The sequence below is a fragment of the Brachybacterium sp. AOP25-B2-12 genome, from assembly GCF_052378625.1.
GTDB lineage: Bacteria > Actinomycetota > Actinomycetes > Actinomycetales > Dermabacteraceae > Brachybacterium.
Genome location: NZ_JBQSXW010000022.1, coordinates 1 through 14,170, shown reverse-complemented (window position 1 = coordinate 14,170; position 14,170 = coordinate 1). Strand labels below are relative to the sequence as shown.

13 protein-coding genes and 1 pseudogene are annotated in these 14,170 nt (G+C 72.1%); 6 read left to right on the top strand and 8 right to left on the bottom strand.

The features are described from left to right. Window positions 1-18 precede the first annotated feature (18 nt). Together ACT3TZ_RS13360 and ACT3TZ_RS13355 are read right to left on the bottom strand one after the other, a co-directional pair. Window positions 19-219 carry an acylphosphatase gene (locus ACT3TZ_RS13360; RefSeq protein WP_444583923.1) on the bottom strand — a complete coding sequence of 67 codons (201 nt, stop codon included), beginning with the start codon at window positions 217-219 and terminating at the stop codon, window positions 19-21. A 1-nt stretch (window position 220) separates the two neighbouring features. Then, window positions 221-289 (bottom strand): annotated as a pseudogene (locus ACT3TZ_RS13355) (acylphosphatase); the annotation flags it as partial. Between the two features lie 428 nt (window positions 290-717). Between ACT3TZ_RS13355 and ACT3TZ_RS13350 the strand changes: the two are divergent. After that, window positions 718-1,935, top strand: coding sequence for an MFS transporter (locus tag ACT3TZ_RS13350; RefSeq protein ID WP_444583922.1), 1,218 nt, complete (start codon window positions 718-720; stop codon window positions 1,933-1,935). A 73-nt stretch (window positions 1,936-2,008) separates the two neighbouring features. Here ACT3TZ_RS13350 and ACT3TZ_RS13345 read toward each other — a convergent pair whose 3' ends face one another. Together ACT3TZ_RS13345 and ACT3TZ_RS13340 are read right to left on the bottom strand one after the other, a co-directional pair. Continuing rightward, window positions 2,009-4,525 carry a phosphoketolase family protein gene (locus tag ACT3TZ_RS13345; RefSeq protein ID WP_444583921.1) on the bottom strand — a complete coding sequence of 839 codons (2,517 nt, stop codon included), beginning with the start codon at window positions 4,523-4,525 and terminating at the stop codon, window positions 2,009-2,011. A 148-nt stretch (window positions 4,526-4,673) separates the two neighbouring features. Continuing rightward, window positions 4,674-5,873, bottom strand: a complete 1,200-nt coding sequence (locus ACT3TZ_RS13340; protein WP_444583920.1) for an amidohydrolase — start codon at window positions 5,871-5,873, stop codon at window positions 4,674-4,676. A 108-nt stretch (window positions 5,874-5,981) separates the two neighbouring features. Here ACT3TZ_RS13340 and ACT3TZ_RS13335 point away from each other — a divergent pair, with 108 nt between their 5' ends. The 4 genes from ACT3TZ_RS13335 to ACT3TZ_RS13320 all read left to right on the top strand — a co-directional run bounded on the left by ACT3TZ_RS13335 (window position 5,982) and on the right by ACT3TZ_RS13320 (window position 8,794). Next, on the top strand, window positions 5,982-6,860 hold the full coding sequence (locus ACT3TZ_RS13335) for a polyphosphate kinase 2 family protein (protein ID WP_444583919.1): 879 nt from the start codon (window positions 5,982-5,984) through the stop codon (window positions 6,858-6,860). A gap of 77 nt (window positions 6,861-6,937) precedes the next feature. Then, the gene (tpx, locus tag ACT3TZ_RS13330; protein WP_444583918.1) at window positions 6,938-7,438 is read left to right on the top strand and encodes a thiol peroxidase; all 501 of its coding nucleotides are present in this window, start codon (window positions 6,938-6,940) and stop codon (window positions 7,436-7,438) included. A 36-nt stretch (window positions 7,439-7,474) separates the two neighbouring features. Next, window positions 7,475-7,873 carry a DUF488 domain-containing protein gene (locus tag ACT3TZ_RS13325; protein ID WP_444583917.1) on the top strand — a complete coding sequence of 133 codons (399 nt, stop codon included), beginning with the start codon at window positions 7,475-7,477 and terminating at the stop codon, window positions 7,871-7,873. 48 nt (window positions 7,874-7,921) lie between these two features. Then, entirely contained in the window at window positions 7,922-8,794 is an 873-nt protein-coding gene (locus ACT3TZ_RS13320) for a sulfite exporter TauE/SafE family protein (protein WP_444583916.1), read from the top strand. 15 nt (window positions 8,795-8,809) lie between these two features. Here the strand turns inward: ACT3TZ_RS13320 and ACT3TZ_RS13315 are convergent, their stop codons facing one another. After that, entirely contained in the window at window positions 8,810-9,637 is an 828-nt protein-coding gene (locus ACT3TZ_RS13315; RefSeq protein WP_444583915.1) for an alpha/beta fold hydrolase, read from the bottom strand. Between the two features lie 8 nt (window positions 9,638-9,645). Next, window positions 9,646-11,874: an NADP-dependent isocitrate dehydrogenase gene (locus tag ACT3TZ_RS13310; RefSeq protein ID WP_444583914.1), complete on the bottom strand. Its 2,229-nt coding sequence runs from the start codon at window positions 11,872-11,874 to the stop codon at window positions 9,646-9,648. A gap of 179 nt (window positions 11,875-12,053) precedes the next feature. Here ACT3TZ_RS13310 and ACT3TZ_RS13305 point away from each other — a divergent pair, with 179 nt between their 5' ends. Then, a complete protein-coding gene (locus ACT3TZ_RS13305; RefSeq protein WP_444583913.1) occupies window positions 12,054-13,259 on the top strand; it encodes an acyl-CoA dehydrogenase family protein in 1,206 nt (401 codons plus the stop codon). Between the two features lie 100 nt (window positions 13,260-13,359). On the opposite strand, the gene ACT3TZ_RS13300 is transcribed toward ACT3TZ_RS13305, so the two are convergent. Together ACT3TZ_RS13300 and ACT3TZ_RS13295 are read right to left on the bottom strand one after the other, a co-directional pair. Continuing rightward, window positions 13,360-13,563: a helix-turn-helix domain-containing protein gene (locus tag ACT3TZ_RS13300; RefSeq protein WP_444583912.1), complete on the bottom strand. Its 204-nt coding sequence runs from the start codon at window positions 13,561-13,563 to the stop codon at window positions 13,360-13,362. Further along, a complete protein-coding gene (locus ACT3TZ_RS13295) occupies window positions 13,563-14,057 on the bottom strand; it encodes a DUF2975 domain-containing protein (RefSeq protein WP_444583911.1) in 495 nt (164 codons plus the stop codon). Before ACT3TZ_RS13295 ends, ACT3TZ_RS13300 begins: the two co-directional genes overlap by 1 nt. Window positions 14,058-14,170: the final 113 nt, after the last annotated feature.

Below are 14,170 nucleotides of genomic sequence, written 5' to 3'. Positions count from 1 at the left end.
CGCACAGGGTACGGGGAATCAGCCGAGGACGCGGAAGCCCGTGCGCCCGGTGGGATCGTCCTCGCGGACATCGATGCCCTCGACCCTCGCGCTCGGCGGGCCGTCACGGAGCCAGTCGAGCATCGCCTCGACGTGCTCGGGCTCGCCCTCGACGACGGCCTCGACGGTGCCGTCGAGGAAGGTTGCGCACGGTGCCGTGCACGCCGAGCTCGGCGGCACGCGCCGAGGTCGAGATGCGGAACCCGACCCCCTGGACGCGTCCTCGGACGCGGACGATGCGTCGGATCATCGTGGTCCTCCTGCTTTCGGTGCGGTGCGTGGTGGGCATGTCGACGGGAACGTCGCGGGTGACGGGTGACGGGTGACGGGTGACGGGTGACGGGTGACGGGTGACGGGTGACGTTGCCGGCGCCGGAACGCGGAGGCCGCCCTCGGCGAGCCCCGCCGACCGGGCCTCGACCCGGCACCGCCCACGATACGTGCGAGCGGGGAGCGGCGACCTCCGTGCCCCGGCGCGGACATCGTCCCGGGTGAGCCCTCCCACCCGGAGCGTGCGCGCCGCCGTGCTCGCTGGATAGCCTGAGCCGGCCCGGTCAGGCCGGCGCCCGCGACGGGAGGCCCCGTTCCTCAGCTGGACACCGGGGTGTCGCGCGGACGTCCGTGAGCGCGGGACGCAGAGCGGCCTCGCCGCTGTCCACGCGAACCGGGAGGAGACCCATGTCCGCCACCGCCTCACCTGCCGCCGGAGGTCCCGAGCCGACCGCGCCGCCCACGGGATCGGCCCGCGCCTGGGCCGCCGTGGCCTCGCTGGGCCTGGGGATCTTCATCCTCGTGACCATCGAGGAGCTGCCCATCGGCGTCCTCACCCTCATGTCCACGGACCTCGGCGTCAGCGACGGCGTGGCGGGCCTGGCCGTGACCCTCCCCGGCATCCTCGCGGCCGCGGTCGCCCTGGTCACCCCGGTGGTGACCCGCGGATTGAACCGGCGCCTGGTGCTGGTGCTCGCGCTGGCCTGCGTGGTCCTGTCGTGCCTGGGGACCGTCCTGGGCCCCGGGATCCTCGCCGTGCTCGGCTCGCGGGTCTTCGCGGGCATCGCGATCGGGCTGTACTGGGCCACCCTGCCGGTCGTCGCCGTGCGCCAGGTCGGGCCCGAGCGGGCCGCGCAGGCGCTCACGGTCGCCTTCGCGGGCACCGGCGGCGCCCTCGTCGTCGGTGTCCCGCTGGGGTCGTGGATCGGGGCGCACCTGGGCTGGCGGGAGGCGTTCCTCGTGCTGGGGGCGGTCGCCCTGGCCGTGCTCGTGCTCGTCCAGGTGCTCGTGCGCCCCGTGCGCGCCGTCGAGCCCACCCGCTGGTCGGATCTCGCCCAGGCGATCCGCACGCCCGGTGTCTCCTACGCGGTGACCCTGACCGCACTGGTCATCTCGGGGCAGTTCATCACCTATGGATACGTCAGCCCGCTGCTGCAGTCGCAGGTGGGGGTCGGGGCGGGTCAGGTCGCGCTGATGCTGCTGGTCTTCGGGATCGCCGGGCTCGCCGGGAACTTCGCGGTCGCCCCCGTGATCCGCCGCGAGCCCGCGCACGCGATCCTCGTCATCGCGGCGGGTATGGCGCTGGCCCTGCTCGCGCTGGTCGGCCTCGCGCACGGCGTGATCGGCGGGGCGGTCGCGATGGCGGCCTGGGGGTTCTTCACCGGCGGTGCCTCCGTCTCGATCCAGAGCTTCGTGACACGGCATTCGGGTCGCTTCGAGGAGTCCGGGACCGCCCTGAACAGCGCCATGTTCAACCTCGCGATCGCGGTGGCCACCCTCGTGGGCGGGCGACTCCTGGACGGCGTGGGCATCGGCCTGAACGTCGCCGTGTCGGTCGTGCTGCTCCTCACCGGGGCGGTCGTGATCGGGCGCTGGCTGCTGACCCGGACCCGGGTCGACGCCTGAACGACGGACCGCCGACCCCCGGGGACGGGGAGCGGCGGTCCGATGTGGACGGCGGGGAGCCGTCCGGGACGGGTCAGGCGTTGTCACCGCCGGTGGCGACCGTCGCGACGGCCTCGTCGGCGTGATCGGCGTTGTCGTCCCACTGCCACGCGGCGATCTCCGGCACGTCGGCGCCGTGGGCGTAGGCGTACGCCCGGGCCTCGATGCGCTCGTCGGCCATCCGCTGGCGCAGCCCCGCATAGCGCGTGGACAGGCCCTCGACCCGGTCGATGACGTCCATGACCAGGTGGAAGCGGTCCATGTCGTTGCGCATGAGCATGTCGAAGGGCGTGGTGGTCGTGCCCTCCTCCTTGTAGCCGCGGGCATGGATGCGGTTGCTGCGGTCGTGACGGTAGGCCAGACGATGGATGAGCCACGGGTAGCCGTGGTACGCGAAGATCACCGGCAGCTCCTGGCCGAAGATCCCGTCGAAGTCCTTCTGCGTGAGCCCGTGGGGGTGCTCCGTGGCGTCCTGGAGCCGCATCAGGTCCACGACGTTGACCACGCGCACCCGCAGGTCCGGGATCTCCTCGCGGAGGATCTTGGCGGCCGCGAGGGTCTCGATCGTCGGGATGTCGCCCGCGCAGGCGAGCACGACGTCCGGCTCTGAACCCTCGACCTCGGTGCCCGCCCACTCCCAGATGCCCAGGCCGCGCGTGCAGTGCGTGATCGCGTCCTCCATCGACAGCCAGTTGGGGTTGGGCTGCTTCCCGGCGACGACGACGTTGACGTACTGGCGCGAGCGCAGGCAGTGGTCGTACGTCGACAGCAGGGTGTTGGTGTCCGGCGGCAGGTACACCCGCACGATCTCGGCCTTCTTGTTGACCATGTGGTCGATGAAGCCCGGGTCCTGGTGCGAGAAGCCGTTGTGGTCCTGGCGCCAGACGTGCGAGCTCAGGAGGTAGTTCAGGGAGGAGATGGGGCGGCGCCACTCGATCTCGTTGGTGACCTTGAGCCACTTGGCGTGCTGGTTGACCATCGAGTCGATGATGTGGATGAACGCCTCGTAGGAATTCATGAGTCCGTGGCGCCCTGTGAGCAGGTAGCCCTCGAGCCAGCCCTGGCACTGGTGCTCGCTCAGCATCTCCATGACCTTGCCCGCACGGGCCAGGTGATCGTCGACGTCGTCGGGCACGTACTCGGCGTTCCACTGCTTCTCGCTGACCTCGAACACCGCCTGCAGACGGTTGGACGCCGTCTCGTCGGGCCCGAAGATCCGGAAGTTGTCGGGGTTGTCGCGCACGACGTCCCGCAGCCAGGTGCCCAGCACCCGCGTGGCCTCGGACAGCGAGGACCCGGGGGAGGTGACGTCGACGCCGTACTCGCGGAAGTCCGGCAGGCGCAGGTCCTTCAGCACGGCCCCGCCGTTGGTGATGGGGTTGGCCGACATCCGCTTGGTGCCGTGCGGTGCGGTGCGCGCGTACTCCTCGCGCAGGCGCCCCTCGTCGTCGAACAGCTCCTCGACGCGGTACGAGCGCAGCCACGCATCGAGGTCCGCGAGGTGCTGGTCGGTGTCGCGGGCGTTGGCCAGGGGCACCTGGTGCGAGCGCCAGGACCCCTCGGTCTTCTTGCCGTCGATCTCCTTGGGGCCCGTCCAGCCCTTGGGGGTGCGGAAGACGATCATCGGCCAGGCGGGGCGCTCGTACTCCTCGCCGCGGTCGTGGGCCTCGGCGGCCTCGCGCTTGATCTCGGCGATCCGGTCCAGCGCCCGGTCGAGCACCTCGGCGAAACGGCGGTGGTACGACTCGGGCTCCTCGCCGTCGAAACCGCCGGTGAAGAACAGCGGCTCGTGGCCGTAGCCGCGCATGAGCGCCTCGAGCTCCTCGTCGCCGATCCGTGCGAGCACCGTGGGGTTGGCGATCTTGTAGCCGTTGAGGTGCAGCACCGGCAGCACCACGCCGTCGGTCAGGGGGTTGACGAACTTGTTGGAGTGCCACGAGGTCGCCAGCGGGCCCGTCTCGGCCTCGCCGTCGCCGACGACCGTGAAGGCGAGCTGCCCGGGGTTGTCGAACATCGCCCCGTAGGCGTGCGAGAGCGCATACCCGAGCTCGCCGCCCTCGTGGATCGATCCCGGGGTCTCCGGCGCCACGTGCGAGGGGATCCCGCCGGGGAAGGAGAACTGGGTGAACAGGCGCTTGAGACCGGCGGCGTCCTCGGTGATCGCGGGGTAGGTCTCGGTGTAGGTGCCCTCGAGGTAGCTCGAGGCGACCAGGCCCGGGCCGCCGTGGCCGGGGCCGGTGACGTACAGCGCGTCGAGCTCGCGCTCGCGGATCGCGCGGTTCATGTGGGCGTACAGGAAGTTCAGCCCGGGCGTGGTGCCCCAGTGGCCCAGCAGTCGGGGCTTGACGTGCTCGCGGGTCAGCGGGGTGCGCAGCAGGGGATTGTCCAGCAGGTAGATCTGGCCGACGGACAGGTAGTTGGCGGCGCGCCACCATCCGTGGATCGCGCCGATCTCCTCGTCGGTGATCGGGTGGGTCGGGCCCTCGGGCCACGGTGCCGGGGCGGGGCCGCCGTCGGCCGGGGTGGTCTCGGGGCGATGCTGCGCAGTCATGGTGCTCCTCCGGATCGTGGGCTCGGGCCCCGACGGGGCCTGTCGTGTCCCACGCTAGGGGCGCGCGATGACGTCCGTCAGGACTTAGGTCTGTCCGGTCGGGGAACGTTCACGGCGGAGCGGGGCGGATCGGGCGAAGCGACCGCCCTCAGCGCTCGGCGATGACCGCCCGGCCCTGCTCGGCGTCGTAGCGCAGCACCTCGCGGCCACCGATCCAGACGTGCTCGGCGCGGTTCCGGGTGTCCAGCGGATCGCCCTCCCAGAGCACGACGTCGGCGAGCTTGCCCACCTCGAGCGAGCCGATCCGGTCGGCCAGGCCCAGCACCTCGGCGGGGTTCAGGGTGATGGCCCGGATCGCCTCGTCGTGGGGCAGGCCCTCCTTCATCGCGAGGGAGGCCTGGTGCACGAGGAAGTCGATGGGGACGACGGGGTGGTCGGTGATGATCGAGACCTTGACGCCGGCGCGGTGGAGGATCCCGGGTGCCCGCGGGGTGCGCTCACGGACCTCGACCTTCGAGCGCGAGACGATGAGCGGCCCGTACAGGACGGGCACGCCGCGCTCGGCGACGCGGTCGGCGATGAGGTAGGACTCGGTGCCGTGGTCCAGCACCAGGTCCAGGCCGAACTCCTCGGCGATCCGCAGGGCGGTGGCGATGTCGTCGGCGCGGTGGGAGTGCTGGCGCCACGGGATCTCCCGCGAGAGCACTCGGGCCAGCGCCTCGGAGGTGAGGTCCACGGGACGCTCGGCCGGGTCCTTCGCCGCCCAGTCGCGGGCCGTCGCCAGCGCCGTGCGGATCGTCAGCGCGACGCCCAGGCGCGTCGCGGGCGTCTGGTTCTTCTCGCCGTAGACGCGCTTGGGGTTCTCCCCGAGAGCGGCCTTCAGACCCGAGGGGGAGCGCAGCACCATCTCGTCGACCACGCGGCCGTGGGTGTGCAGCGCGACGGCCAGGCCGCCGATGGGGTTGCCGGAGCCGGGGTTGACGTTGACGCTGGTGACGCCGCCCGTGAGGGCGTCGTCGAAGCCCTTGTCGGCCGGGTTGATGGCATCCAGCGCCCGGACGGCGGCCATCACGGGGCCGGTCATCTCGTTGGTGTCCTGGCCGGCCCAGCCCTCGCCCTCCTCGTGGACGCCCAGGTGCACGTGGGCGTCCACGAAGCCGGGCAGCACCCAGCGGCCGCGCGCCTCGATCACCTCGGCGCCGTCGGGGACCGTCGCGTCCGGTCCCAGGGCGGCGATGCGGCCGTTCTCGAGGACGACCGTGCCCTCGAAGGGCTCGGCGGACACGGGATGGACGTGGGCGCCGGTGATCGCGACGGTCGGGAGGTCTGTGGGCAGCGAGGTCGTCATGCCCCGAGCCTAGACAGCGGCTCCGACATCCGGGGGGGCGTCCCGCGCCCGTCGAGCGGGATGGCCGACGACGGCTCGGTCGTCGGGGGCTGCCAGTACGGTGTGCCCATGAGCCACGAGCACGCGAGCGCCGCACCGCAGACCCCCACCGGCTACCGGATCCCCACGACCTGGACGGGAGACGTCCTCGAGCTCGACCCCCGGGGCACCCCCGGCTTCGAGGGCGGCAAGGCGGCGGGCGTGGACCACCTCGTCGCCGCGGACGCCGAGCTCGACGACCTCCAGGAGCGCCTGTACGCCCAGCACCACGGCAACGGCTCCGGTCGCAGCGTGCTGCTGGTGGTCCAGGGCATGGACACCTCCGGCAAGGGCGGGATCATGCGGCACGTCGTCGGTGCCGTCGACCCCCAGGGCGTCCACATCACCGCCTTCAAGGCACCCACCGACGAGGAGAAGAGCCACGACTTCCTGTGGCGCATCGCGCCTCATGCGCCCGCCCCGGGGATGATCGGCGTGTTCGACCGCTCGCACTACGAGGACGTCCTCATCCACAAGGTCCACGGCTGGGCCGACGACACCGAGATCGATCGCCGCTACGACGCGATCAACGCCTTCGAGCAGGAGCTCACCGACCGCGGCACCGTCGTCGTCAAGGTGCTCCTGCACATCTCGCACGCCGAGCAGGGCAAGCGGCTGCTCGAACGGCTCGAGCGCCCCGACAAGCACTGGAAGTTCAACCCCGCCGACATCGACGAGCGGCAGCTGTGGCCGGCCTACATGGACGCGACCACGGCCGCCCTGTCCGCGACGAGCACCGAGGCCGCGCCGTGGACCGTCGTCCCCGCGGACCGCAAGTGGTACGCCCGCATCGCCGTCCAGGAGCGGCTGCTCGAGGCGCTGCGCTCGATCGACCCCCAGTGGCCGGCCGCGGACTTCGACGTCGACGAGCAGCTCGCGCGGCTGAGGGCGACGATGACGGAGGACTGAGCGCGGCCGGGACGGACGCCGACGCGCTCGGGCGGGACCGACTTGTGCCGCCCCGCCGACGGTCGCAGGATGGGGACATGTCCACCACTGCCGTCCGCGGCACCCCCGTCCACACCGTCGGCGACCTCCCCTCCGAGGGATCCGTCGTCCCGCCCTTCGACCTCGTCGGCGCCGACCTCTCTCCCGTCCGCACCGAGGATTTCACCGGCAAGCGGATCGTGCTGAACATCTTCCCGTCGATCGACACCGGCACCTGCGCCCTGAGCGTCCGGCACTTCAACGCGCTCGCCGCCGGACTCGAGAACACCGTCGTCGTGTGCGTCTCGAAGGACCTCCCCTTCGCGCAGGCCCGCTTCTGCGGCGCGGAGGGCATCGACCACGTCGTCACCGCCTCCGCATTCCGCTCGAGCTTCGGCGAGGACTTCGGCGTGACCATGATCGACGGACCGCTCCAGGGCCTCCTGGCGCGCAGCGTCGTCGTGCGCGACGAGAACGGGAAGGTGCTGCACTCCCAGCTCGTCCCCGAGATCGCCGACGAGCCCGACTACGACGCCGCCGTCGCGGCGCTGCGCGGCTGACCGGGCCTCGCTCCCGCGAGCAGGAGGAGAGCCGCCGTGACCTCGAACGATCCAGCTGACGCGCCCGGGACGACGGTCCGCGTCGAGCGCGTCTACGACGTCCTGGACCGCGAGCCGGTCCCCGGGGAGCTGTGGGTCCTCATCGACCGGCTGTGGCCGCGGGGCGTCGCCAAGGCGCGCCTCGCGGGTGCTCTCTGGGACCGGGACATCGCCCCGAGCACGGAGCTGCGGCGCGCGTACCACGGGGGCGAGGTCTCCGAGGCGACCTTCGACGAGCGCTATCGCGCCGAGCTCGCCCAGGGGTCGGCGCTCGGTGCGCTGCGCGATCGCATCCGGGTCGACGGTGCGCATACTGTCGTCCTGCTCGTCGCCTCCAAGGAGCCCCAGCACTCCCAGGCAGTGGTGCTGTCCGATCTCCTGTCCGGCACCGAGTAGCGTCTCGACGGCATCCCGTCCGTCCCTCGTCGATCCCGGAGTCCCTGCGTGAGCACCCTGAGCCTGGCCGTCCTGTTCGCGATGGGGGTGCTGGCCGGGACGATCAACGCCGCCGTCGGCTCCGGCTCGCTGCTCACCCTGCCGGTGCTGCTCGCCCTCGGCGTCGCGCCCGGCACGGCCGTGCGCACCAACACGCTCGGCATGGTGTTCTCGACGATCGGCTCGGTGATCGGGTTCCGGCGGGAGATCGCCGCCGAGCGCAGCAACCGACTGGGTCCGCTCGTGGCGACGGTGCTCGTGTGCGCCGCGATCGGCTCGTGCCTGCTGCTGATCTCGCCGCCCGGCGCCCTCGAGGTCGTGGTGCCGGTGCTCATCGTCGTGGCCCTGGGCCTCGTGATCTTCCAGCCGCGCATCGCCTCCGCGCTCGCCCGTCGCCGGGAGCGGGGCGACGGGGCGACGCGACGCGACGAGGACGCGGCGGCCGACGCCTCCGCCGTCCCCGCGCATGCTCCCGGAGCCGATGCCCTCCGGCCATCGCCCGCCGACGCCGGGGTCTACCGCTCTCCCGCGTTCCTCGCGTCGATGGGGGCGTCCTCCCTGTACGGGGGCTACTTCACGGCGGCCCAGGGGATCCTCTACCTCGGCGTCCTCGGGGTGTTCACGGGACGCCCCCTGCGCAGCGTCAACGCGACGAAGAACCTGCTGAGCCTGCTCGTGAACCTCACCGCCGCGGGCGTCTACCTCGTGGCGCACGTGGTGCTCGACGCCGAGATCGTGTGGGCGGCCGCGGCCGCCATCGCGATGGGCTCCCTGCTGGGCGGCTACGCGGGTTCCCACGTGGCCAAACGCCTGCCCGAGGGCGTGCTGCGCGGTGTGATCGTCGTCGTCGCGGTCGTGGCCCTCGTGCGGCAGATCCTCTGAACCGCGGCCGCCGGGTCAGCCGGCGTCGAGCTCGCGGAGGAACGGGAGCACGGCGGCGAGGACCTCGTCGGCCGGATGCAGGGTGCCGCCGTGCGACCGTCCCGGCAGAGGGACGAACCTCCCGCGAGGCATGAGCCCGGCGGCGCGACGGGACTCCTCGAAGCGCGGCACATCCCGGTCGCCGGTCATCCACAGCGCCGGGACCTCGCACGCGCGCAGCGCCTCGTCGGCGATGCCCGGCGTCGCGCCGGTGGCGGTGAACAGCGCGAGCATCGCCGCCGGGTCCGCCGCGAGGAAGGCCTGGCGCGTGGCCACGTCGCGCCGACGGGTGACGTCCGGGCCCAGCCCCTGCCCGGTGCAGAAGCCCTCCATGCCCTCGGTGCGCAGGGCGTCCAGGGCGCCGGGGAAGAACACCTGCTCGACCGCCCCGTCCTGCACGGACGCCGAGCCCCCGAGGGCGACGATCCCCGTGATCCGTCCGGGGTGCGTCAGGGCCAGCGTGAGCGCCACCCGCGCCCCGAGCGAGTACCCGAGGACGGCGGCACGGTCGATGCCGGCGTCGGCGAGGACCGTCATGACGTCGGCGGCGAGCTTCTCCTGGGTGTACGCGGCGGCCTCGTGGGGCGCCCCCGAACGACCGTGGCCCCGCAGGTCGATCCGCACCACGGGACGCTCCGCGGCGAGCGGCGCGAGGTAGCCGAGCCCGCGCCAGATGGCGCGCGAGAGCACCGAGCCGTGCAGCAGCACGACGGGGATGCGGTCGGGGTGCTCGCCCGCCGTGACGTCGTAGAGGATCCTGACGCCATCGGCGGGCGCATCGACCGAGGAGGTCGCGGAGGCCATCGGCAGGCTCAGACCGCCGAGCCGATCGCGTCGATGATCCGGTTGAAGGTCGCCGAGGGGCGCATGACGGCGGCGGCCTTGGCGAGGTCCGGACGGTAGTAGCCGCCGATGTCGGCGGGCTTGCCCTGGACGGAGAGGAGCTCGGCGGAGACCGCGTCCTCGGCGTCGGTGAGCTCCTGCGCGAGGGGCCCGAAGGCCTCCGCGAGCTGCGCGTCCTCGCTCTGGCGGGCCAGCTCCTGGGCCCAGTACAGGGCCAGGTAGAAGTGGCTGCCGCGGTTGTCGATCGTGCCGAGCTTGCGCTGGGGCGAGCGGCCCTCGCTGAGCAGGGTCTCGGTCGCGCGATCCAGGGCGTCGGCCAGGACGGTGGCGCGGGCGTTGTCGGTCGTGCGCGAGAGGTGGCGCAGGGACTCCGCGAGCGCGAGGAACTCCCCGAGGGAGTCCCACCGCAGGTAGTCCTCCTCGACGAGCTGCTGGACGTGCTTGGGCGCGGAGCCGCCGGCCCCGGTCTCGAACAGGCCGCCGCCGTTCATGAGCGGGACCACCGAGAGCATCTTGGCGCTCGTGCCCAGCTCCATGATCGGGAACAGGTCGGTGAGGTAGTCGCGCAGCACGTTGCCGGTCACCGAGATGGTGTCCTCGCCGCGGCGCACGCGCTCCAGGGTGAAGGCGGTCGCCTCGGCCGGCGCCAGGATCCGCAGGTCGAGCCCGTCGGTGTCCTCCTCGGCGAGGTAGGCCTCGACCTTGGCGATGAGGTTGCGGTCATGCGCGCGGCTCTCGTCGAGCCAGAACACCGCCGGCGTCGCGGACAGGCGCGCGCGCTGGACGGCGAGCTTGACCCAGTCACGGATCGGGGCGTCCTTGGTCTGGCAGGCGCGGAAGATGTCGCCCGCGGCGACCTCGTGGCTCATGAGGACGACCCCGCCGGAGGAGCGGACCTCGACCCGGCCCGGCGCGGCGATCTCGAAGGTCTTGTCGTGGCTGCCGTACTCCTCGGCCTTCTGGGCCATGAGGCCGACGTTGGGGACGGTGCCCATCGTCGTCGGGTCGAAGGCGCCGTGGGCCTTGCAGTCCTCGATGACGGTGGCGTAGACGCCCGCGTAGGAGGAGTCGGGGATGACCGCGAGGGTGTCCTGCTCGGAGCCGTCGGGGCCCCACATGTGGCCCGAGGTGCGGATCATCGCGGGCATCGAGGCGTCGATGATGACGTCGCTGGGCACGTGCAGCCCGGTGATGCCCTTGTCGGAGTTGACCATGGCGAGCTCGGGGCCCTCGGCGATGGCCCGGTCGATCGCGGCGCGCACCCCGGCGGCGGTCTCCGTGTCGAGGGCGTCGAGGCCCGCGAGGATCCCGCCCAGGCCGTTGTCGGGGGACAGGCCCGCGGCGGCGAGCTGCTCGCCGTAGGTCGCGAAGACCTCGGGGAAGAAGGCGCGGACGGCGTGGCCGAAGATGATCGGGTCCGAGACCTTCATCATCGTGGCCTTCAGGTGCACGGAGAACAGGACTCCCTGCTCCTTCGCGGCGGCGATCTGTGCCCGCAGGAAGGCGTCCAGGGCGTCCGCGGAGATGGTGGTCGAGTCGACGACCTCGCCGGCCAGCACCGGGATCGCCTGCTTGAGGACCGTCTCGGAGCCATCGGCCAGCACTTCGACGATCGAGAGGGTGTCGTCCTCGTCGAGCACGACCGACTGCTCGTGGCTGCGGAAGTCGTCGGCGCCCATGGTCGCCACGGAGGTCTTGGAGTCCGCGGACCAGGCGCCCATGCGGTGCGGATGCTTGCGGGCGAAGTTCTTGACCGCCTTCGGGGCGCGGCGGTCGGAGTTGCCCTCGCGCAGGACGGGGTTGACGGCAGAGCCCTTGACCGCGTCGTAGCGGGCGCGCACGTCGTGCTCCTCGTCGGTGGTGGGGCTGTCGGGGTAGTCCGGGAGGGAGACGCCCTGGGCCTGCAGCTCGGCGATCGCGGCCTTGAGCTGCGGCACGGAGGCCGAGATGTTGGGGAGCTTGATGATGTTGGCCTCAGGCGTGCGGGCCAGGGCGCCGAGCTCGGCGAGGGCGTCGGCCTCGCGCTGATCGGCGGGCAGGAGGTCGGAGAAGGCCGCGACGATGCGGCCGGCCAGAGAGATGTCGCGGGTCTCGACGTCGATCCCGGCGGTCGAGGAGAAGGCCCGCAGGACGGGCAGGAACGACACGGTCGCCAGCATCGGCGCCTCGTCGGTGTGGGTGTAGATGATGCGCGACATGCTCGATGGCTCCTTCTGGTCCGTGGCGACGGACCGGGCAGTTATCTTGACGTCAAGACTATCAGGGGGTGATGCGGGTCCGCGCAGGAACGCCGGGGCCGACGGTGGCCGTCGGGGCCGTGTCCAGGGCGACCATCCCTCCCGGGACTCGTCCTGCGCGCGGGGCTAGCGTGGTCGCCATGACCGACGCCGACACCGCAGACCTGACCCGACGACTCCTCCCCGACGAGCTCCTCCCGGTGCTCCGGGAGCGGGCGGCCGAGCACGACCGGACCAACAGCTTCTTCGACGAGGACCTCGCGGACCTGCGTGACCGAGGGTACCTGCGCCTCCTGGTGCCCGAAACCCTGGGAGGCCTGGGCGCGAGCCTGCTGGACGCCACGCGCCTGCAGCGTCGTCTGGCATCCGCCGCACCGGCCACGGCGCTCGGCATCAACATGCACCTGGTGGTGACCGGGGCGGCGCTCGTGGCGGTGCGGCGCGGCAACCAACGGGCGCGCCGGATCCTCGAGCGCGCGGGTCGCGGCGAGCTGTTCGCCTTCGGGATCTCCGAGGTCGGCAACGAGGCGATGCTGTTCGACGCCGCCACGACCGCCGTCGCCGTCGACGGGGGCTGGGAGCTGACGGGCACCAAGATCTTCACCTCGCTGTCCCCGGCATGGACGGCTCTGGTCACCCATGGTCGCGAGGCGGGGCCCGACGGCTCCGAGGACCGCCTGGTCTTCGGGGCGATCGGCCGCAGCGAGGCGGTGGAGGTGCTGGGGGACTGGGACACCCACGGGATGCGTGCCTCGCAGTCCTCGACCACGCGCCTGCACGCCGCGCCGCTCCTCGCTGAGGACGTCATCACCACCACGCCCGTGGGGCCGAACCCGGATCCGTTCCTGTTCGGGGTGTTCGGCACCTTCGAGATCCTGCTCGCCGCGGTCTACACCGGGGTCGCCGAGCGCGCCGTCGAGGTGGGGGCCGAGATCGCGACGACCCGGCGTTCGGCCACCCGCGGGATCGTCCACGCGGACGACCCGGACATCCGTCGCCGCCTGGCCGATGCGGCCATCGGCCTGGACGGCAGCGTCCTGCAGATCGAACGCCTCGCGGCGGACCTCGATGCCGTGGGCGCTGATCCGGCAGACCCTGGGGCGACCGACCACGGCGCCCGCTGGTTCCTGCAGTTCTCCGGCGTGAAGTCCCGTGCCACCGAGGCGGCGCTGTCGGCGGTGGACCAGGTGCTCCGCGCCAGCGGGGGTGCCCACTACTTCCGCGGCAGCGAGCTGGAGCGCCTGTCCCGCGATGTCCGCGCCGGGATCTACCACCCCTCGGACGACGAGTCCGTGCACGCCTCGTACGCGAAGGCGCTGCTGGGGGAGGTCGGCGCGGAGCGCTGACCGCGGTCGTCCACGAGGGCGGAGGCGGGGAGGGCGACGCGAGGGCGTTGACCGGGGCTCGATCTGCGCTCCCAGTGCCGACAGGGGGCGTCGAGCGCGCTCACCCGTCGCGATGGAGGATGTCTCCCGGCTGGCATTCGAGGACCCGGCAGATCGCGTCGAGCGTCGTGAAGCGGACGGCCTTGGCGCGGCCGTTCTTGAGGACGGCGACGTTGGCCGGGGTGATCCCGACCGCGGCCGCGAACTCGCCGACGCTCAGGCCGCGTGCGGCCAGCTGTTCGTCGATCGAGATCCGGATCGTCATCAGATGACCTCGTCCAGCTCGGTGCGGATCGAGATCGCGGTGCGCAGCAGGGACCTGAGCACGAGGGTGATGCAGGCGACCGCGGTCAGGCCGAGGCAGGTCAGCGCCTGTGCGATCACGAGCAGCGGGAAACCGGACTGGCCGTTGCTGATCACGACATAGGCCGCGAGCACGAGGGCCACGCCACCGATCGACGCCGCGATGAGGATGTCCACCCGGCGCAGCGACGAGCGCGTCAGGATCGTGCCGCGGTGGATGCGGTGGATGAGCACCACGATCATCGCCAGCGCGATGACACCGAGGGCCGTGAAGGCGATCGCCAGGGCGAGCAGGGGCAGGCGCAGTCCCGCGAACTCCGGGAGGTCGACGGCCGCCCCGGCCGAGGCCGCGGGCAGGAGCGCGATCGTGGCGATGCCGACGAGGAGCATCAGGCCCAACGCCGCCTGGGTGACGACGACGAGGGGGAGGGGTGGCTGAGGCGATCGCGAGAACATCTATCGAGTATCGATAGATGAGGGATCGGATGTCAAGGGAGTCCGTGCTCGCGTTCTCCCGGCGTGCGCTCGCACGCCCCCCACGCGTGCTCGCTCGCGATCCGTTCTCTCGT